The sequence below is a fragment of the Terrabacter sp. BE26 genome (assembly GCF_041941675.1).
In the GTDB taxonomy this organism is placed as follows: domain Bacteria; phylum Actinomycetota; class Actinomycetes; order Actinomycetales; family Dermatophilaceae; genus Terrabacter.
Genome location: NZ_CP090122.1, coordinates 1,109,981 through 1,128,022, shown reverse-complemented (window position 1 = coordinate 1,128,022; position 18,042 = coordinate 1,109,981). Strand labels below are relative to the sequence as shown.

19 protein-coding genes are annotated in these 18,042 nt (G+C 70.9%); 9 read left to right on the top strand and 10 right to left on the bottom strand.

Annotated elements, in window-relative coordinates; genetic code table 11:
* Window positions 1-2 precede the first annotated feature (2 nt).
* The 9 genes from LQK93_RS05300 to LQK93_RS05260 are packed head-to-tail and all read left to right on the top strand — an operon-like array spanning window position 3 to window position 7,131.
* Window positions 3-1,796 carry a nickel-dependent hydrogenase large subunit gene (locus LQK93_RS05300; RefSeq protein ID WP_374970509.1) on the top strand — a complete coding sequence of 598 codons (1,794 nt, stop codon included), beginning with the start codon at window positions 3-5 and terminating at the stop codon, window positions 1,794-1,796.
* Window positions 1,797-1,805: 9 nt separating this feature from the next.
* Window positions 1,806-2,153, top strand: a complete 348-nt coding sequence (locus LQK93_RS05295; protein WP_374970508.1) for a hydrogenase maturation nickel metallochaperone HypA — start codon at window positions 1,806-1,808, stop codon at window positions 2,151-2,153.
* On the top strand, window positions 2,144-3,001 hold the full coding sequence (hypB, locus tag LQK93_RS05290) for a hydrogenase nickel incorporation protein HypB (protein WP_374970507.1): 858 nt from the start codon (window positions 2,144-2,146) through the stop codon (window positions 2,999-3,001). Before LQK93_RS05295 ends, hypB begins: the two co-directional genes overlap by 10 nt.
* Entirely contained in the window at window positions 2,979-3,863 is an 885-nt protein-coding gene (locus LQK93_RS05285) for a NifU family protein (protein ID WP_374970506.1), read from the top strand. The genes hypB and LQK93_RS05285 overlap by 23 nt, the downstream gene beginning before the upstream one ends.
* A complete protein-coding gene (locus LQK93_RS05280) occupies window positions 3,863-4,498 on the top strand; it encodes a DUF5947 family protein (protein WP_374970505.1) in 636 nt (211 codons plus the stop codon). The genes LQK93_RS05285 and LQK93_RS05280 overlap by 1 nt, the downstream gene beginning before the upstream one ends.
* Before the next feature lie 8 nt (window positions 4,499-4,506).
* Window positions 4,507-5,214, top strand: coding sequence for a DUF6084 family protein (locus LQK93_RS05275; protein WP_374970504.1), 708 nt, complete (start codon window positions 4,507-4,509; stop codon window positions 5,212-5,214).
* Window positions 5,211-6,539, top strand: a complete 1,329-nt coding sequence (locus LQK93_RS05270) for a hypothetical protein (RefSeq protein ID WP_374970503.1) — start codon at window positions 5,211-5,213, stop codon at window positions 6,537-6,539. The genes LQK93_RS05275 and LQK93_RS05270 overlap by 4 nt, the downstream gene beginning before the upstream one ends.
* Window positions 6,539-7,033 carry a hydrogenase maturation protease gene (locus tag LQK93_RS05265; RefSeq protein ID WP_374970502.1) on the top strand — a complete coding sequence of 165 codons (495 nt, stop codon included), beginning with the start codon at window positions 6,539-6,541 and terminating at the stop codon, window positions 7,031-7,033. Before LQK93_RS05270 ends, LQK93_RS05265 begins: the two co-directional genes overlap by 1 nt.
* Entirely contained in the window at window positions 7,030-7,131 is a 102-nt protein-coding gene (locus LQK93_RS05260) for a hypothetical protein (RefSeq protein WP_374970501.1), read from the top strand. Before LQK93_RS05265 ends, LQK93_RS05260 begins: the two co-directional genes overlap by 4 nt.
* 142 nt (window positions 7,132-7,273) lie before the next feature.
* On the opposite strand, the gene LQK93_RS05255 is transcribed toward LQK93_RS05260, so the two are convergent.
* From LQK93_RS05255 to LQK93_RS05210, 10 genes are all read right to left on the bottom strand, one after another.
* Window positions 7,274-7,693 (bottom strand): helix-turn-helix domain-containing protein, encoded by a 420-nt coding sequence (locus LQK93_RS05255; RefSeq protein WP_374970500.1) that lies wholly within the window; start codon window positions 7,691-7,693, stop codon window positions 7,274-7,276.
* Window positions 7,683-7,961: a muconolactone Delta-isomerase family protein gene (locus LQK93_RS05250; protein WP_374970499.1), complete on the bottom strand. Its 279-nt coding sequence runs from the start codon at window positions 7,959-7,961 to the stop codon at window positions 7,683-7,685. The genes LQK93_RS05255 and LQK93_RS05250 overlap by 11 nt, the downstream gene beginning before the upstream one ends.
* Window positions 7,961-9,046, bottom strand: coding sequence for a hydrogenase expression/formation protein HypE (gene hypE / locus LQK93_RS05245; protein ID WP_374970498.1), 1,086 nt, complete (start codon window positions 9,044-9,046; stop codon window positions 7,961-7,963). The genes LQK93_RS05250 and hypE overlap by 1 nt, the downstream gene beginning before the upstream one ends.
* Window positions 9,039-10,169: a hydrogenase formation protein HypD gene (hypD, locus tag LQK93_RS05240; RefSeq protein ID WP_374970497.1), complete on the bottom strand. Its 1,131-nt coding sequence runs from the start codon at window positions 10,167-10,169 to the stop codon at window positions 9,039-9,041. The genes hypE and hypD overlap by 8 nt, the downstream gene beginning before the upstream one ends.
* On the bottom strand, window positions 10,166-10,474 hold the full coding sequence (locus LQK93_RS05235) for a HypC/HybG/HupF family hydrogenase formation chaperone (RefSeq protein WP_374970495.1): 309 nt from the start codon (window positions 10,472-10,474) through the stop codon (window positions 10,166-10,168). The genes hypD and LQK93_RS05235 overlap by 4 nt, the downstream gene beginning before the upstream one ends.
* On the bottom strand, window positions 10,465-12,801 hold the full coding sequence (gene hypF, locus LQK93_RS05230) for a carbamoyltransferase HypF (protein WP_374970494.1): 2,337 nt from the start codon (window positions 12,799-12,801) through the stop codon (window positions 10,465-10,467). The genes LQK93_RS05235 and hypF overlap by 10 nt, the downstream gene beginning before the upstream one ends.
* A gap of 346 nt (window positions 12,802-13,147) precedes the next feature.
* Window positions 13,148-14,674 carry an MFS transporter gene (locus tag LQK93_RS05225; RefSeq protein WP_374971451.1) on the bottom strand — a complete coding sequence of 509 codons (1,527 nt, stop codon included), beginning with the start codon at window positions 14,672-14,674 and terminating at the stop codon, window positions 13,148-13,150.
* 724 nt (window positions 14,675-15,398) lie between these two features.
* A complete protein-coding gene (locus tag LQK93_RS05220; protein WP_374970493.1) occupies window positions 15,399-15,755 on the bottom strand; it encodes a hypothetical protein in 357 nt (118 codons plus the stop codon).
* 217 nt (window positions 15,756-15,972) lie between these two features.
* Complete coding sequence (locus tag LQK93_RS05215) at window positions 15,973-16,806, bottom strand: alpha/beta fold hydrolase (RefSeq protein ID WP_374970492.1); 834 nt, start codon at window positions 16,804-16,806, stop codon at window positions 15,973-15,975.
* Window positions 16,807-17,501: 695 nt separating this feature from the next.
* A complete protein-coding gene (locus LQK93_RS05210) occupies window positions 17,502-17,957 on the bottom strand; it encodes a nitroreductase/quinone reductase family protein (RefSeq protein WP_374970491.1) in 456 nt (151 codons plus the stop codon).
* Between the last annotated feature and the right edge of the window lie 85 nt (window positions 17,958-18,042).

Genomic DNA, 18,042 nt, shown 5'->3' with positions numbered 1-18,042 from the left:
CGATGACCATGACCGAACCCCTCAAGACCTCCCACCAGGGCACCGACGTCGTCGAGATGGCCTGGGACCCGGTGACCCGGATCGTGGGCAGCCTCGGCATCTACGCCTCGATCGACTTCGCGCAGAAGGAGGTCCGCGAGTGCCACAGCACCTCGTCGATCTTCCGCGGCTACAGCCTGTTCATGCGGGGCAAGGACCCGCGTGACGCACACTTCATCACCAGCAGGATCTGCGGCATCTGCGGTGACAACCACGCGACCTGTTCGGTCTACAACCAGAACATGGCCTACGGGATCGCACCGCCGCACCTCGGCGAGTGGATCATCAACCTCGGCGAGGCCGCGGAGTACATGTTCGACCACAACATCTTCCAGGAGAACCTGGTCGGGGTGGACTACTGCGAGCGGATGGTCAAGGAGACCAACCCCGGTGTCCTGGAGCGCGCGAACGCCACCGAGGCGCCTAACGCGGGCATCCACGGATATCGCACCATCGGCGACATCATGCGCGCCCTCAACCCTCTGGAGGGCGAGTTCTACCGCGAGGCGCTGCAGGTCAGCCGCTACACCCGCGAGATGTTCTGCCTGATGGAGGGGCGGCACGTGCACCCCTCGACGCTCTACCCGGGTGGCGTCGGCACCACCGCGACCATCCAGCTGTTCACCGACTACCTCACCCGGCTGATGCGGTACGTCGAGTTCATGAAGAAGGTCGTGCCGCTGCACGACGACCTCTTCGACTTCTTCTACGAGGCGCTGCCCGGCTACGAGCACGTGGGGGAGCGGCGCATCCTGCTGGGCTGCTGGGGCAGCCTCAACGACCCGGCATACTGCGACTTCCGCTACGCCCACATGTCCGACTGGGGCAAGCGGATGTTCGTGACTCCCGGGGTCATCGTCGACGGGCAGCTGGTCACCAACGACCTGGTCGACATCAACCTCGGCATCCGGATCCTGCTCGGCAGCTCCTACTACGAGGACTGGGTGGCCAGCGGCCGCGAGGTCTTCGTCGACCGCGACCCGCTCGGCAACCCGGTCGACGTGCGGCACCCGTGGAACCAGCACACGATCCCCAAGCCGGCCAGGCGGGACTTCGACAAGCAGTACTCGTGGACCATGTCGCCGCGCTGGTTCGACGGGACCGACCACCTGGCCCTCGACACCGGTGGCGGCCCGATCGCGCGGCTCTGGTCGACGGCGCTCAACGGCCTGGTCGACGTCGGCTACGTCAGGGCCACCGGCAGCAGCGTGGTCATCAACCTGCCGCGCACGGCGCTCCTGCCCGAGGTCAGCTTCGAGTGGAAGATCCCACGCTGGAGCAACGCGATCGAGCGGAACCGGGCGCGCACCTACTTCCAGGCGTACGCCGCGGCGCTGGCGCTGCACTTCACCGACAAGGCGCTCGAGGAGGTGCGCGCCGGGCGCACCGACACCTGGACCTCCTTCGAGGTGCCGGACACCGCCGTCTCGGTGGGCTTCACCGAGGCGGTGCGCGGCGTGCTCAGCCACCACATGGTGATCCGGGACGGGAAGATAGCGAACTACCACCCCTACCCCCCCACCCCGTGGAACGGCAGCGTCCGCGACACCTACGGCACCCCCGGTCCCTACGAGGACGCGGTGCAGAACACCCCGATCTTCGAGGAGAACCCACCGGACACCTTCAAGGGCATCGACATCATGCGGGCCGTCCGCAGCTTCGACCCCTGCCTCCCGTGCGGGGTGCACATGTACACCGGACGTGGACGCGTCGTCGAGCAGCTGCACACGCCGTCGATGCCGGTCAAGCCCTACTGAGGGGGCACCGTGCACGAGCTCGCCCTCACCGAGAGCCTCGTCGAGCAGGTCGCGGAGCACACCGCCGGTCGGCGGGTCAGCGCAGTCCACCTGCGGGTCGGCCTGCTCTCGGGGGTGGTGCCCGAGGCGATCGAGTTCTGCTTCGACGTGGCTGCCTCAGGCGGTCCGCTCGAGGGCGCCACCCTGGTCATCGAACGGGTGCCCGGCCGGCTCGGGTGCCGGACCTGTGGCCTGGAGTCTGCAGCCGCGGACGGTCTACCGGTCTGCCCGTGCGGGAGCGCTGACGTCGAGGTGGTCGCCGGCCGCGAACTGACCCTCACCCGCGTCGAGGTGCTCCGGGAGCCGTCATGTGCCTGACCTGCGGCTGCGGCACGGACGACGTGCGGCTCTCCCTGCCGGAACCGCACGAGCACGCCTCCACACACGCCCACGACCATGACCACGTGCAGGACCACGTGCAGGACCACGTGCAGGACCACGTGCAGGACCACGTGCAGGACCACAGGCATGACCACGAGCACGGGTCCGAGACCCTCCTCCTCGAGGAGCGGCTCCTCGCCAAGAACGACCGGTACGCCGAGGAGGTGCGCGCCGTCCTCGCGAGCCGGGGGATCACGGCGGTCAACCTGATGAGCTCGCCGGGCGCGGGCAAGACCACGCTGCTCGAGCGCACCATCCCCGGCCTCGGCACGGACCGGGCGATCTATGTGGTCGAGGGCGACCAGGAGACCTCCTTCGACGCCGACCGGATCACCCGGGCCGGGGCCCGCGCGGTGCAGGTGAACACCGGGTCCGGCTGCCACCTCGACGCCGACATGGTCGGCCGCTCGCTGCGCGCGCTGGACCCCGAGCCCGGCTCGCTGCTCGTCGTTGAGAACGTCGGCAACCTGGTCTGCCCGGCGCTCTTCGACATCGGCGAGCACGCGCGGGTCGTGATCATCTCGGTCACCGAGGGCGACGACAAGCCGCTGAAGTACCCCACGATGTTCGCCTCCGCCGACCTGGTCGTGGTGAACAAGACCGACCTGCTGCCCTACGTCGACTTCGACCTGCCTCGGCTGCGCGACCAGGCCCGCCGCCTGAACCGGGACGTGACCGTGCTCCCGCTCTCGGCCCGGACGGGGGAGCACATCGGTGACTGGTACGCGTGGCTCGAGTCCCTCCTCGTGGAAGGAAGGCCAGATGGAGCCGTTGTCGGTCCGTGAGGCCAGCGAGCGCATCGACACCCTGCTCGACGAGCTCGGCCAGGGGGCGCCCCCGGCGGTGGTCGAGCGGGCCGAGGCGCTGGTGCAGTGCGTGATGGCGCTGTACGGAGAAGGCCTGCGCCGGATCCGCGACACCGTGGACGACGTCGTGCTCCGTGCGCTCGCCGAGGACGAGGTGGTCGGGAACCTGCTGGTCCTGCACGACCTGCACCCCGACGACGTCGACACTCGGGTGCAGCGGGCGCTGGAGCAGGTCCGGCCCTACCTCGGCTCCCACGCCGGCGGCGTCTCGCTGTCGGGCGTCGACGAGGCGGGCGTCGTGCACCTGCGGCTCGAGGGGAGCTGCGACGGCTGTCCGTCCTCGTCGCTCACCGTCCGCAGTGCGATCGAGGACGCGATCCTCCAGGCCGCGCCCGACGTGGTGGCGGTCCAGGCCGAGGGCATGGTGGACGGGAGCCTCGACGGCACTGTCGACGGCGGCGGGGAGGTCCTGCTCCAGATCCCGCCCTTCCGGCCGCACCAGCCCGAGCAGCACTGGCGGCACGTCGAGCTCGACGTACCCCCACGCACCACGGCGGCGCAAGAGGTCGCCGACCACCGGCTGGTCGTCGCCAACCTCGACGGGACGCTGGTCGCCTACCTCGACCGGTGTCCGGCGTGTGCGGCCCTGCTCTCCGACGGCACGCTCGTCGGCGACCGGCTGATCTGCCCTGAAGGCCATACGTACGACGCGCGGCTCGCGGGTCGCCCGATCGAGGACGGTGCCGTCGAGGACGGTGCCGACCACCTCACACCGCTGCCGCTGCTGCCTGACCGGGGTGGGTGGAAGGTGTCGCTGCCTGCCGGCGACGTGGTGCACTGATGAGCGGCCTTGGCGCGCTGCGCCGCATCGGGTCGCCGAGGCCGGAGCCCCCGGCCACGACGGAGGCCTGCGAGTTCTGTGTCGCCGACATCGGCGCCCGGCACGGGCACGTCGCCGACGTGTCGCAGCACCGGCTGCTCTGCGTGTGCCGGCCCTGCTACCTTCTCTTCGGCCCCGAGGGCTCCGGCGGTGGCCGCTACCGGGGCGTGGGCGAGGAGGTGCGACGGGTCGCGGACCCGGCCCTCGACGACGCGCTCTGGGACGCGATGCGGATCCCCGTCGACATGGCCTTCTTCTTCGACCAGACGGGCGCCGACCAGCTGCTCGCGTTCTACCCGGGCCCGGCGGGCGCCACCGAGTCGCTGCTCGACCTCACCGCGTGGGCCGACGTGGTCGCCGCCAACCCGGTGCTGGGCACCCTGGAACCGGACGTGGAGGCCGCGCTGCTGCGTCGCCACGAGGGCGGCTTCTCCTGCCACCTGGCCCCCATCGACCGCTGCTACGAGCTGGTCGGCCTGGTGCGCCGGTCGTGGACCGGCCTCGGCGGCGGGCCGGAGGTCTGGCGCGAGATCGACGCCTGGTTCTCCGAGTTGGACCGGCGCAGCGTGTCGGTCGGGCGGGACGGTGCGCGTTGACCGGTCCGATGAGCGACGCACCGCTGGCCGGTTCGGCCCACCCGATGACCGACGTCGACTTCACCTGCACCGGCGTCGTCGCCGACCGCTACGCCGCCGGGCCCACCGTGGTGCTCGAGATGCGCGCCGAGGAGCACACGGGCGTCCGGGTGCACGCGCTCGCGCTGCGGTGCCAGGTGCGCATCGAGCCGCTGGGTCGGCACTACAGCGACCGCGAGGCGGCCCGGGTCGTGGACCTCTTCGGTGAGCGTCCGCGATGGGGCTCGACCATGCAGCCGCTCCAGCTCGGCTTCCTCTCGCACGTGCTGCCCGGGTTCACGGGCGAGTGCTCCTTCGAGCTCCGGCTCCCGGTGAGCTATGACGTCGAGGTCGCGGCGCACAAGCTGCTCGCCGGCCTCGAGGAGGGCGAGGCGCCCCTGCTGCTGCTCTTCAGCGGGCAGGTGTTCACCGGGCGGACCGGCTCGATCGTCGTCGAGCCGGTGCCCTGGCACAAGGAGGCCCGCGCGCGGCTGCCGATGGCGGTCTGGCGCGCGGCGATGGACGTGCATTTCCCCGGCCAGGCCTGGCTGCGCGTCTCCCGCGACACCCACGACCGGCTGACCGAGTACCGCGGCCGGCACGGTCTGGTCGGCTGGGACGCCGTACTGGGTCGGCTGCTCGTCGGCGCCGAGAACGACGCCGACGGCGGCGCCCACGACGAGGACGCCGGGTCGTGAGCGCGCTCGACTCCGCCCGCGCGGTGGCCGACGCGGTGCTCTACGAGGGATACGCGCTCTACCCCTACCGGGCCTCCGCCCCCAAGAACCAGGTCCGGTGGCAGTGGGGCGTGCTGATGCCGGCGGACGCGGTGACCGTCGACCCCTCCGAGCGGTCGAGCTGCCGCACCGACGTGGTGATCGACGGGCGCGACCCGACGCTGCGGGTGACGGTCCGGTTCCTCCAGGTCCAGCAGCGGTACGTCGAGGATGCCGGCGGCCGGCGCGTCGACCGGCTCGACGCAGGGGACACGGCATACGTCCCTTGGGACGAGGCGTGCGCGCAGGAGCTGGTGCTCGACGTGCCCCTGCCCGAGGGCCGGGCGACGACCGTCGAGGTGGCCGGCGGGACCTCCACCGAGGAGCTGCCCCACGGCGTGGGACGGCTGGTGCGGGTACGCGTGCCGCTCCGGGTCCGCGTCGAGGTGTCCGCCCAGCGCGCGGTCTCGCCGTACCCGGTGACGCTCGTATCGGTCCGGGTCGCGAACGACACCGGCACCCCGGCGACTCCGGAGACCGACCGGCCGGCGTGGCTGCGTCGTGCGCTGGTGGCCTGCCACCTGCTGCTGCAGACCGACGCGTCGTTCGTCTCACAGCTCGAGCCGGGCGAGTGGGCGTCCGGCTTCGTGGCCGGCTGCGTCAACGAGGGCGTGTTCCCCGTGCTGGCCGGCCCTCCGGGGCAGGCACACGTCGTGCTGAGCTCGCCGATCATCCTCTACGACCACCCCGAGCTGGCCGGTGCGAGCGAGACGGCGTTCTTCGACTCCCTCGAGATCGACGAACTGCTGATGCTGCGGACCATGACGCTGTCGCAGGAGGAGCGGCGCGAGGTCCGCGGCACCGATCCGCGGACGGCCGCGCTGCTGCGCGAGGTCGACGGGATGCCGCCGGACCTGTGGGACCGGCTGCACGGGACGGTGCGTTACCTCGACGCCATGACGTCGGGCAGGCCCGAGCCGGAGCGGTCCCCGGACGTGCCCTGGTGGGATCCGGGCTCCGACACCTCGGTGGATCCCGAGCGGGACGCGATCCACATCGGCGGGGTCGACGTACGCCGCGGCAGCCGGGTGCTGCTGCGCCCCGGCACGCGGCGGGCCGACGCCCACGACCTGTTCCTCGCGGGCCGGTCCGCCACCGTCGCCGCCGTGCTGCACGACGTCGACGGCCACCAGCACCTCGCGGTCACCGTCGACGACGACCCGGGCGCGAACCTCAAAGCCGCGCACGGCCGGTACCTCTACTTCGCGCCCGACGAGGTCGAGCCCCTCTCGGAGGTGGGCGGCTGATGGCCCGGGTGCTCGTCGCCTGCGTCGGCAACATCTTCCTCGGTGACGACGGCTTCGGCACCGAGGTCGCCGCGGCGCTACGCGGCCGGGAGCTGCCCGACGGGGTGGCCGTCGAGGACTTCGGGATCCGCTCGGTGCACCTGGTCTACGAGCTGCTCGGCGGTTACGACGTGCTGGTGCTGGTCGACACCGTCGCCCAGCAGTCCGGGCCGCCGGGGACCCTGTACGTCATCGAGCCGGACCTGCCGCCCCGCTCGCCGGTCGCCGACCCGCTGCCCGAGGTGATGCTCGACGCCCACGACCTGTCCCCGGGCGGGGTGATGGCCCTGGTGCCCACCCTCGGCGGGACCGTCGGACGGATCGTGGTCGTGGGCTGCCAGCCGGGCTCGCTCGACGAGGGCCTCGGGCTCACGGCGGAGGTCCGAGCCGCGGTCGGGCCCGCAGCCGACCTGGTCGGCCAGGTTGTCGACAAGGAGCTGAGGAGGTTGACGTGAAGAAGCTGTTCCTGCTGCTCGTCTCGGCCGGCGTGGGTGCGGTGATCGCCGCATCCCTGCCCGACATCAGGCGCTACCTGAACATCCGCCGGATGTAGCGGGCCCGCGAGCGGGCCCCAACAACAGGCCCCGCGAGCGGCCCCTTCAACCGATTCATCAAGGGAGGCAGCCGCAGGGGAACCTCCCTCGATGAGTACGGGGGAAGTGCAGTCGGCGGCATACGTTGGAAGAGCCGTCCACTCAGGACAGCGGACCGAGGATCCGCGGCCCGGTGGACGCCGCCCGGTGCGCCGGCGAGCCCGCGGTCCGGCGGTCCGGCGCCGGCGCGACCGCGGGAGCCCGTCGGCGGCTTGGCCAGTGCTCGAAGTCCGGCTCCCAACTGGCGGGGTCGTCGGTGAGCCCGACCAGGTAGGTCAGCGAGCACTCGAGCGCTCTGGCGATCTCCGGCAGTTTCCCGACGTCCAGACCCGCGCCGTGCTCGAGGCTGGACAGCGCCTTGTTGGTCGTCACCACGCCGATCCGGCGCAGCCGGCTCACCACCTCCTTCTGGGTCAGCCCCAGCTCCCGGCGGCGCAGCCGCAGCCGTTCGCTGACCACGAGATGGCGGTGTGCGCCGAGCTCGTCGTACGGCGTCAGCCTGCGGCCCAGGTCAGCCGTCATCGCCCGATCCCGTCATGTCGGCCAGGGGGTGCACGGTGTACGTCGCGAAGTTGAAGACCGGTGCGACCGCGAGCAGCCGCTCGAACTCCTCGTGCGAGTCCACGTCGTAGATCCAGGCGCCGCCGTGCGCGCCGACGACGTGGTACCTCATCAGGACCTTCCCCTGGCCCTCGAGCGCAGCACCGTACTCCGGCATGCGGGCAATCGAGCGCACCATCGCGTCCGAGAGCAGGGCCTGCTCGAGCTGCCAGAGGACCAGGAACTTCATCAGCAGATCCGGGGGAGCTGTTCGCCGAGCGGCAGGTCCACGACCCGGGCCGCGCCGAAGCTGGTCCGGGCCGACACCATGCCGGGGTGGTCCTCGACGCACTCGCCGATCACCGCCGCCGCGGTCCCTGCGGGGTGCGCGCGCATCGCCGCGAGCACCTCGTCGGCCCGGTCCCGCGGCACGAACGCCAGTAGCTTCCCCTCGTTGGCGACCTGGAGCGGGTCCAGCCCGAGGAACGCGCAGGCGTTGGCGACCACCTCGGGCACCGGCAGGCTCCGCTCGTCCAGGGCGACACCCACCCCCGACGCGCGGGCGATCTCGTTGAGCGAGGTCGCCACCCCGCCGCGGGTCGGATCGCGCAGGACGTGCAGGTCGCGGGTCACCCCGAGCATGGTGGCGACCAGGTCGCCGAGCGGCTGGCTGTCGCTCTGCACCTCGGTCCCGAACTGCAGGCCCTCGCGCACGCTCATGATGGCGATCCCGTGCACGCCGATGTCGCCGCTGACGATCACCACGTCGCCCGGCCGGGCCCGGTCCGGCCGGATGTCGACGCCTTCGGGTACGACGCCGATCCCGGCGGTGTTCAGGTAGACCCCGTCCCCGTGCCCGGACTCCACGACCTTGGTGTCGCCGGTGACCACCCGGACCCCCGCCCGCACGGCCGCCTCGCCCATCCGTTGGGCGACGGCGCCGACCCGGGTCACGTCGGTGCCCTCCTCGAGGATGAAGGCCGCAGAGAGGAACAGCGCCCGTGCGCCACTCATCGCCAGGTCGTTCACCGTTCCGTTGACCGCCAGGTCGCCGATGCAGCCGCCCGGGAAGAAGAGCGGCCGGACGACGTAGGAGTCCGTCGAGAACGCCAGGCGCCCGTCCCCGACCTCGAGCACCGCCGAGTCGCCGAGCTGGGCCAGCGACGAGTCGGCGAAGGCCGGCAGGAAGACGTGCTCGACCAGCTCGCCCGACATCGCCCCACCGCCGCCGTGGCCCATCACGATCGTGGGGCTGTCCCGCAGTGGCAGCGGACAGGTCCAGCCCTCGAAGCTCGGAAGGTCCCCGCCGACTGCGAGGATCAGCGGCTCAGCCAACGGAGCTCACCTCCCGCGGGTCCCTGGAGCCGGGCACCTGCAGCCGGCGGTAGAGGTAGTACGCCGCGCACGCGCCCTCGCTGGAGACCATCGTCGCGCCCAGCGGGTTGCGCGGGGTGCACTGCGTGCCGAATGCCGAGCATTCGTGCGGCTTGATCAGTCCCTGGAGCACCTCCCCGCTGCGACAGACCGTCGACTCCTGGGTGTGGATGTCGCTGACCCGGAAGCGCTCCTCGGCGTCGTACTCGCGGTAGCGCTCGGAGAGCCGCCAGCCGCTCTGCGGGATCATCCCGATGCCGCGCCAGGAGCGGTCCACCACCTCGAAGACGTCCTCGAGCATCCGGATCGCCACCGGGTTCCCCTCCGGAGCCACGACGCGCGGGTACGCGTTCTCGACCTCGGCGCGCCCCTCCTCGAGCTGGTGCACCGCGCGCCGGATCCCCTCGAGGATGTCGAGTGGTTCGAAGCCGGTGACGACGATGGGGACGCCGAAGCGCTCGGCGAGCCCGGGGTACTCGCCTGTGCCCATCACGGTGCACACGTGGCCGGCCGCGAGGACGGCCTGCACCCGGCATACCGGGGAGGTCATGATCGCCTCGATGGCCGGTGGCACCCGAACGTGGCTGACCAGCAGGCTGAAGTTCTGCACCTTGAGCTTCTTCGCCTGGTAGACGGTCATCGCGTTCGGCGGTGCGGTCGTCTCGAAGCCGATGCCGAAGAAGACCACCTGCTTGTCGGGGTTCTCTCGGGCCAGGGTGAGCGCGTCCAGTGGGGAGTAGACGACCCGCACGTCGCCACCGGCACTCTTGACCCGGAAGAGGTCCTGCTTGCTGCCGGGCACTCGCAGCATGTCGCCGAAGGAGCAGAAGATGACGTCCGGCCGAGACGCGATCTCGAGGGCCTTGTCGATCACCTCCAGGGGGGTGACGCACACCGGGCAGCCGGGCCCGTGGATCAGCTCGATGCCGTCGGGCAGCAGCTGGTCGAGGCCGTGCCGGATGATCGAGTGGGTCTGGCCGCCGCAGACCTCCATCATCGCCCAGGGCCGGGTGACCGTGGCCCGGATGTCGCCCAGCAGCCGCTCCGCGAGCGCGGGGTCCTGGAACTCCTCGAGGTACTTCACGACAGCTCTCCTTCCTGGTCCGGGCGCGGCAGGCCGGCCTGCTGGGCGGCCCGTCCCCAGTGGTCGCCGAACTCCGCGTCCAGCTCACCCATCTGCCGGAAGATCTCCAGCGTCTCCAGGGCCGACTGCTCGTCGAGGCGCTGCAGCGCGAACCCGACGTGCACGATGGTGTACTCGCCGACCTGCAGGTCGGGGACGTACTCCAGGCAGACCTCCTTGGTGACCCCCCCGAAGTCGACCTGCGCGATCCTCGTCCCGTCTCTCTCGGTGATCTCCAGGACCTGTCCTGGGACAGCTAGGCACATGGCGTCTCCTGTTCCGGCAGCGGCGCACGCTGCCTGCCGCGGGTGCGGTGAGCGAGCACCGCGATCTGGCCGAGGGCGAGCCCGGCGTCGCTGGCCGGGACCCGGTGGTGCCGGAGCACCTCGAAGCCCGCATCCGTGAGGACCCGGGCGCAGCCTGCGGTGAGGGTTGCGTTGAGGAACACCCCACCGCTGAGGGTGACCCGTCCGATCCCGGTCTCCTGACGCAGCTGGATGAGCACCGCCCCCACGAGGTCGACGACGCCCTGCTGGAAGCGGGCGGCGACGACCGCCGCCGGGACGCCCGCGAGCACGTCGGAGGCGGCGGCGGCGACCACGGGTCCGGGGTCGATGACCCTGCCGTCCATGGCGAACGGGTAGCCGCCGGTGCCGGCGGCCGACCGCGCGAGCGCCTCGAGCTCCATCGCGCCCTGGGCGTCGTACCCGATGCGGTGCCGGATCCCGGCGAGGGAGGCGATCGCATCGAAGAGGCGGCCCATGCTGGACGTCGGGACGCACCCCACCCCGGTGTCGAGCTGCCTGCGTAGCAGCGCGAGCTCGTCGGCGCTGCACGCGCGGACGGAGGGCAGCCGCGCGTCCCAGTCGATGCCGGCGGCGTGCAGGTGGGAGAGCGCCATGCGGCACGGGTTGCGCACCCCGGCGTCGCCGCCGGGCAGGTACACGTAGCCGAGGTGTTCGGGTCGCTCGTACGACGCGTAGCTCGCGACCAGGAACTCCCCGCCCCAGGCTGCGCCGTCGTCGCCGTACCCGGTGCCGTCGAAGGCCACCCCCAGCACCCGGACGCCGGAGGGGACGCCGTGCTCGGCCATGGTCGAGGCCACATGGGCGTGGTGGTGCTGGACGCCGTAGACCTCCCGGCCGGCGGCGTGCGCCCGGGCCCATCCCCGCGAGCGGTACCCCGGGTGCCGGTCGCACGCGAGGACGGCAGGGGAGACGCCGGTGATCGCCTCGAGGTGCGCGACCGCACCGGTGAAGGCGTCGAGGGTCACGAGGTCGTCCATGTCGCCGACGTGGCCAGACAGCCAGGCCAGCCGGCCCTCGGCGAGGCAGAAGGTGTTCTTGAGGTCCCCCCCGACCCCGAGTGAGGCCGGTGCCTCGAAGGGCAGGTCGACGGGGAGCGGGGCGTGGCCTCGGGAGCGCCGGACCGGAGCCTCCCGCCCGTCGACCACTCGCGTCACCGAGTCGTCGCACGGCACGTGGATGCGGCGGTCGTGGGCGAGCCAGGCGTCGGCGAGGAGGCTCAGCCTGGTGCGGGCTGCCCCGTCGTCGATGACGATCGGCTCGCCGGAGAGGTTGCCCGACGTCATGACGAGTGCGACGGGGCCGGGGACATCGCCGGGGAGGCCGAGCAGCAGGTGGTGCAGCGGGGTGGAGGGCAGCATCACCCCGAGGTCGGCACTGCCCGGCGCGACGGCGGGGGCCACCGGCGCGTCCGGCCGCCGCACGGCCAGGACGATGGGGCGGGCCCGGCTCGACAGCAGCTCGCTCTCCGCGTCGTCGAGGTCGACCAGCGTGCGGGCGTCGTCGAAGGTGCGGACCATGACCGCGAAGGCCTTGTCGCCGCGCTGCTTGCGCTTGCGCAGCATGGCCACGGCCGACCCACTGGTCGCGTCGCAGACCAGGTGGTAGCCGCCGATCCCCTTGACCGCGAGCACCGCTCCCGCGGCCACCAGGCTCCGGGCCTCGGCCAGCGCCTCCTCGCCGTACGTCGTGTCGCGGCCGGGCTGCGCGAGGGTCAGCCGAGGCCCGCACTCGGGGCAGCAGATGGTCTGGGCGTGGAACCGGCGGTCGGCCGGATCGGCGTACTCCAGGGCGCACACCGGGCACAGAGGGAATCCGGCCATCGTCGTGGTGGGCCGGTCGTAGGGGAGTGCGGTGGTGATGGTGAACCGTGGCCCGCAGTTGGTGCAGGTGACGAACGGGTGCCGGTGCCTGCGGTTGCCCGGGTCGAGCAGGTCGGCGAGGCAGTCGTCGCAGATCGTCACGTCGGGGGAGACGAAGGTCCGCCCGGGCGCATGCGCGGAGTCCTTGATGGTGAAGCCGGTGCCTCCGGTCGGGGGCACGGTGGCGGCCGTGACCCCGGTGACCACCGCCAGGGGCGGCGCCTCCCGGCCGACCCGGTCGCAGAACGACGCGACGTCGGGCGCAGCTCCCTCGACCTCGACGACCACCCCGTCGGCGGTGTTCCAGACGGCGCCGGCGAGGTCGAGCGAGCGCGCGAGCGCGTAGACGTGTGGGCGGAAGCCGACGCCCTGGACCACGCCACTCACCTGCACCCGGCGTCTGAGGCGTGGCGGGGGTCCGGTCATCGGCACATCGCATCCTGTGGTGCGTGGCTGTCCGGGGTCCAGTGGGCGGGAACCCTGCCAGTTCAAGTCCGCTGGGCCGACGTGGCAGTCGTCGCTGAGTTCAGCTGGATCTAGCCTTAACTCAATCTACGACTCGGCGACTCCGGGCGAGGCCAATCTCGAAGTACCCGACCGTGGGGAGCGCCCCCGTCGGGGTCCCCGCGGCCTCGGTGACGAGCTCTTGCACCTCCTCGGGCTGGGGCAGCTCAGCGGTTGAGATCCGAGGGGTGCGTCGTCTCGTCGCGGGCGAGCCTCTGGTGCATGCACAGCTGAGTCACGAGGGCCTGCCTGTCGTCTGAGCGGTCCGTCAGCCCAGCAGTGTCCCGTCTGCTGCGCCGGAGGGCTCCGGGTCGGGCATCCGGAGCATACGGAAGGAGGTGAGCAGTCCGAGCAGCGCAGCGAGTATCGGCACCAGCAATGCGACTTGCAGGGACCGGGGCCTGGCCTCGGTGTTGATCCGGACAATCTCGGCCTGGACCTGCGGTGGCTGGCCGGCGATCTGCTGCCGGAGGGCAGTGTTGCTCATCACCTCGGCGTCCTCCTCGAGCGCTGCGGCAACCTGCTGCTGCTGGGCGGTCGACAGCACGGTGCTCGACTGCGCCATGTTCGTGAAGGTGAACGACAGCGTCGCGAGCATGATCGCGCCGGCGAACGCGAGCCCGAACGAGAGCCCGAAGGACCCTCCCGCGGAGTTCACCCCGGCCGCTTCGCTCACCCGCTCCTCGGTGATCGGCGAGAGGGTGTAGTTGTTCAGCTGCGACACCAGCAGCCCCAGCCCGGACCCGGCCACCAGGAGCGGAAGCGTCAGCGCCCAGCCGGACTGCGCGCGTGGCACGACCGGAACCACCGCCAGCATCCCGAGCAGGAGCAGCACGAAGCCGACGCGGATGATCCCGGCCGGTCGCCGGTTGCCGGACCGCTTTCCGGCGAGCATGGCGATCGCGAACATGCTCAGCGACAGGGGCGCGATCGACAGGCCGGACTGCAGGGCGTTGTACTCGAGCACCATCTGGAGGTAGATGGGGAGGGCGATCATGGTGCCGCCCAGGGCGATCTGCTGCATGATCTGCGCTGTGACGCCGAGGCGAAACGGCTTGGAGGTGAATAGGTCTGGGTCGAGCAGCGCCGATTGCCCCCGGCTCTTGCGCCGTCGCAGCCAGTACGCCAGGCCGGCGAGGGCCGCGCCGCCGAGCAGGAGCAGCGCCAGCACGAACTCGCCTCCTTCCTGCCAGACCAGGATGCCCAGTACGAGTCCGCCCATCCCCACGACGGACAGGGCCGAGCCGACGAGGTCGATCCGGCGCTCGCCCGTGTACGGGACGTCCTTGACCAGCCCGGCCCCGGACAGCACGACGGCGATGATCAAGGCCTCGAGCAGGAAGCCAACCCGCCAGGACAGGAACGTCGTGATCAGACCGCCGAGCAGCGGCCCGACGGCGGCCGCGATCGCCGCGGCGGCTCCGACGAGCGCGTAGACGCGCTTCTGCGCGGCTCCCTCGAAGTTGCCGTGGATCAAGGACTGCATCGCGGGGAGCAGCAGAGACGCGCCGATGCCGCCGATCAGCGCCCAGAACACGATGATCGCCGCAAGCCCCTGGGCCAGGGTCATGGCGACCGCGCCTACGGCGTACCCGAGCAGCCCCGCGATGTAGGCGCGCTTGCGCCCGAAGAGATCACCGACCTTGCTGCCGATGAGGATGAACGCCGCGGAAACCAGTGCCTCGAGCGCGATGGCGGACTGCACGCCGCTGACCGTCGTGTCGAGATCGTGCACGACCGCCGAGATCGACACGTTCATCAGCGAGGTGTCGACGACCAGGACGAACATCGCCATCGCGAGCAGGACCGCGAGCCGGCCGTTGAAGGCCACGCCCGAGGGCTTGTCGCTCTTTGCTCCCACGGCCACGCGCATCACCGCTCACACATCGCGAAGCATGACGGCGGAGCGTGGACGCTCCCTGTCGAAGCCCTGCCGACCTGGGCTCATCATGGCTCATCGACGTTGCCCCGCGGGGCCATATCGCCGCACCTCGTGCATCGGCCCACGAACACGGACGTCACGCAACCGTGGCTCCGGCAGCCCCGGGGAACCGCAGGGATGAGAGGTTTGGGCGGAGATGTGACGGGCGAGAGCAGCGGTCTCGCCGCGATGGCGGGCGATCTGGCAGTCGGTGTCCCGGGCCGTGCGTCGCGCGGCAACACGGGAGGATTTGTGGGCCGGCAACCGCGAGAGCTGGCGAGGCCTGATGTTCTGGCGCGGGGAGGATTCGATTCTCTGGTGGGCGTGGACGACGTACGCCCGCACACAGGAGCGCTACGCACAGGCGATGACCGACCCGCAGTGGAGTCACATCACCTTCCATCGGTTGCGCACGCGCAGAGAGATCGACCGCTTCGTCGCCCAGATGACGGCTCACACCAGGGCACTGACGAAATAGCAGTCCACGGCCGGCGGCTCGGTGGCACGGGAGCAGCTCCAACTTCGGAGCGACGGCGCAGCTCGCGCCATCTGCGGGATGGTGTTGCGCGGTGCACAGCGGCCACGTAACCACGACTGCTCAGGACCGCGGCCCCCACGGCGAACACGCCTGGTCGACCGCGTTGAGCGCATCGCGGGTGCTCTTCTCGTACGCGCCGCCGTTGCCGAGCGACTGCATCGCCTTCGCGGCCGGCTCGAAGAGCGACTTCGACTCCGAGTCGCCGTTCTTGGCGACCTCGGCGTACAACGGGCCGAGCCGGCTGGCGAACGCGCGAAAGTCCGAGGCGACCGCGTCAGCGTTCGTGGCCTTGTACCGGGAGTAGAACGACTGGCACGACTGCTGCAGCGACGTACCCCCATCCCCGCAGCCGCCCAGCGCGGTGCAGCTGGCGGCGATGACGGCCGCCGCGGCGATGAGTGCGCGGTTCGATGCCACGTTTTTGCCTGCTTCCGTGGGGGATTGGTGATCGGCACCGTAGCGCCATGCCATGCCTGCGGTCGCGGCGAGCAGTACCCGCCGGCACGTCACGGACACAGCTGTACCAGGAGCGGCTCGGGCCCGTCCGGCCAGTCTGTGCGGCATGGTCGGACGTCGTCCGAGGACCGGCATGGTCGGACGTCGTCCGACGAGCTGTGAATCCGGTTGTCGTCGATCACGTCATGTCGGGTTGTCTCGACATGGTGATGGCGTCGAGGACGGCTGCTGCGTACTGGTCGGGGACCTCTTCCCAGAGGAAATGGCCGGCGTCGAGGACGACGTTGCTGGCGTAGGGGGCTCGGTCGGCGACGTAGGTGGCGTTGGCCAGCGGTACGACGTGGTCGTGGCGGCCGCTGACGACGGTCACGGGGACCTGCAGCTGGGGTAGGAGGTCGGCCAGGACCGGCAGCTCTTGGGGGTAGCGGCGCACGTACCGCATCGACTCCACGAACCGTTCGCCCTCGTAGCTGGCGAGGTAGTCGGCGCGGATCGCGTCGGGGACGGCGCCCGCGTGGTTGTCGACGGCGGCATTGACGATCGTGGCCGGGTTGACCGCGCGGTACCGGTCGAGGTCCGGGTCGAGGACCCAGGATGCGAGCGGTTCGCCGAGTTGCAGGGGGAACGCGGTGCCGCCGCCACCGATGACGAGGCCGGAGAAGAGGCCCTGGTGGGCGGCAGCGGCGAAGAGCGCAGCGGCCGTGCCGACGTCAGGGCCGACGATGTACGGCTTGCCGAGGTCGGCCTCGACGACGAGCCGGGCCAGGAACTCACCCATCGCCCGCGGTGAGAGGAGGTCGTCGCGGCGCTCGGATCGCCCGAAGCCGGGCAGGTCGACGGCGAACAAGCGAGCGCGTGCGGCGAGCGACGACCAGATGGGCGTGAACGCGTGGAGGCTTTCGGGCCAGGGGCTGGTGAGCAGGACGGTGGGGCCTGCGGTGGTGCCGGTGTCGGCGTAGCGGATGCGGAGTCCGTCGACGGTGCGGTATTGCGTCTCGATGCTGGTGGTCATCGGATGCTCCTTGACTGTTGAGGGCCCGTGAGGGCGATCCGGGCGGGTCCGTCGGTTTTCGAGGAAGCCCCAACCGGGTGCGAAGTGAACCTTGAGCCAGTTCCACTCCACCCCCGGAGTCCCACCGGTGTCAGGAGTTCAGGGCGATGAGTGGCACTTCCCTCGACCAATGTCCCCGGCGAGTACCGCCCTGGCCGTTGCGGATGTCCGTCGTTGTAGGGCTCAGCGGCGTTCAGGGCACAGCTGCTTGGCGCGATCCCGTGACAGGACGCGGTTCCCGCCCGATGGCACGATGGGGCTCGTGCCGATGCTGCCCTCGGATACGCAGGTCCTCGGTGGGCTCGAGCTCGGTGGCGTTCCGATCGCGACGATGGTGAGCGCCCTGACCGGACTGCCCGCGATCTTCGTGCGCAAGGAGCCCAAGACGTACGGCACCTGCCGGCTGGCCGAGGGCGGCGACTTCACCGGTCGCACGGTCACACTGATCGAGGACATCATCACCACAGGCGGTGCCGTGCGGAACGCATCCGTCGCGCTGCGTCAGCTCGGCGCGACCGTGCACACCGTGGTCTGCGCCATCGACCACTCCGAACCGGAAGCCAACACCCTGGACGAGGTGGGCCTGACAGCCCTGTCGGTCATGTCGAAGGCAGTCGCTCCTCACGGCTGCTCGCTAACGGGCCGTTGCCCAGCGGTCAAGGAGTCTTCATGTCGACGCGGAACACAGGGTGGCTGGACGCGATGCGTGCCAGCTCCGCATCATCGGCGTCTGCTCCAACGCCGTCGAAGAAGACACCGACCTCCATCTTCCACCGCTTCAGGTAGGCCCGCAGGACCGGAACCTTCTCGGAATCCGCGATTTCTGTTGCGTGGAACGGCTCAGAGCGACCGCCCAGTCGCAACGTCCCTTCCCGTGCCACGCGCATGTTGCGCACCCATTGAGTCACTCCTCGCGGCGCCACCAGGTAGCGGCTCTCGCCCAGGGTGAGCACATTGACGGGAACCGGGTGGATCTGGCCGCTGGTGCGTCCACGCACCTCCAGGATGCGCGACCCCCAGATGCTGAGCCCCCTGCGGGTCGCGGCCACGACCATGCGGTTGAAGACCTTGCGCGTGAACCATCCGGGTTCCAGATAGCGCTCAGAAACCATGGCGCAAGCGTGCCATGCACCCGGCGCTGAGCCACCATATTTGTTCCACTGCGTCCCGCCGATCTGGGCGAGCCGTTCACCGCGG

Excerpts from the sequence above, each read along its gene's own strand:
- hypB (WP_374970507.1), top strand. The coding sequence starts at position 2,144 with ATGTGCCTGACCTGCGGCTGCGGCACGGACGACGTGCGGCTCTCCCTG.
- LQK93_RS05265 (WP_374970502.1), top strand. The coding sequence starts at position 6,539 with ATGGCCCGGGTGCTCGTCGCCTGCGTCGGCAACATCTTCCTCGGTGAC.
- LQK93_RS05215 (WP_374970492.1), bottom strand. The coding sequence starts at position 16,806 with ATGACCACCAGCATCGAGACGCAATACCGCACCGTCGACGGACTCCGC.
- LQK93_RS05255 (WP_374970500.1), bottom strand. The coding sequence starts at position 7,693 with ATGACGGCTGACCTGGGCCGCAGGCTGACGCCGTACGACGAGCTCGGC.
- LQK93_RS05235 (WP_374970495.1), bottom strand. The coding sequence starts at position 10,474 with ATGTGCCTAGCTGTCCCAGGACAGGTCCTGGAGATCACCGAGAGAGAC.
- LQK93_RS05285 (WP_374970506.1), top strand. The coding sequence starts at position 2,979 with ATGGAGCCGTTGTCGGTCCGTGAGGCCAGCGAGCGCATCGACACCCTG.
- LQK93_RS05225 (WP_374971451.1), bottom strand. The coding sequence starts at position 14,674 with ATGGCGATGTTCGTCCTGGTCGTCGACACCTCGCTGATGAACGTGTCG.
- LQK93_RS05275 (WP_374970504.1), top strand. The coding sequence starts at position 4,507 with ATGAGCGACGCACCGCTGGCCGGTTCGGCCCACCCGATGACCGACGTC.
- hypF (WP_374970494.1), bottom strand. The coding sequence starts at position 12,801 with ATGACCGGACCCCCGCCACGCCTCAGACGCCGGGTGCAGGTGAGTGGC.
- LQK93_RS05280 (WP_374970505.1), top strand. The coding sequence starts at position 3,863 with ATGAGCGGCCTTGGCGCGCTGCGCCGCATCGGGTCGCCGAGGCCGGAG.
- LQK93_RS05300 (WP_374970509.1), top strand. The coding sequence starts at position 3 with ATGACCATGACCGAACCCCTCAAGACCTCCCACCAGGGCACCGACGTC.
- LQK93_RS05250 (WP_374970499.1), bottom strand. The coding sequence starts at position 7,961 with ATGAAGTTCCTGGTCCTCTGGCAGCTCGAGCAGGCCCTGCTCTCGGAC.
- LQK93_RS05210 (WP_374970491.1), bottom strand. The coding sequence starts at position 17,957 with ATGGTTTCTGAGCGCTATCTGGAACCCGGATGGTTCACGCGCAAGGTC.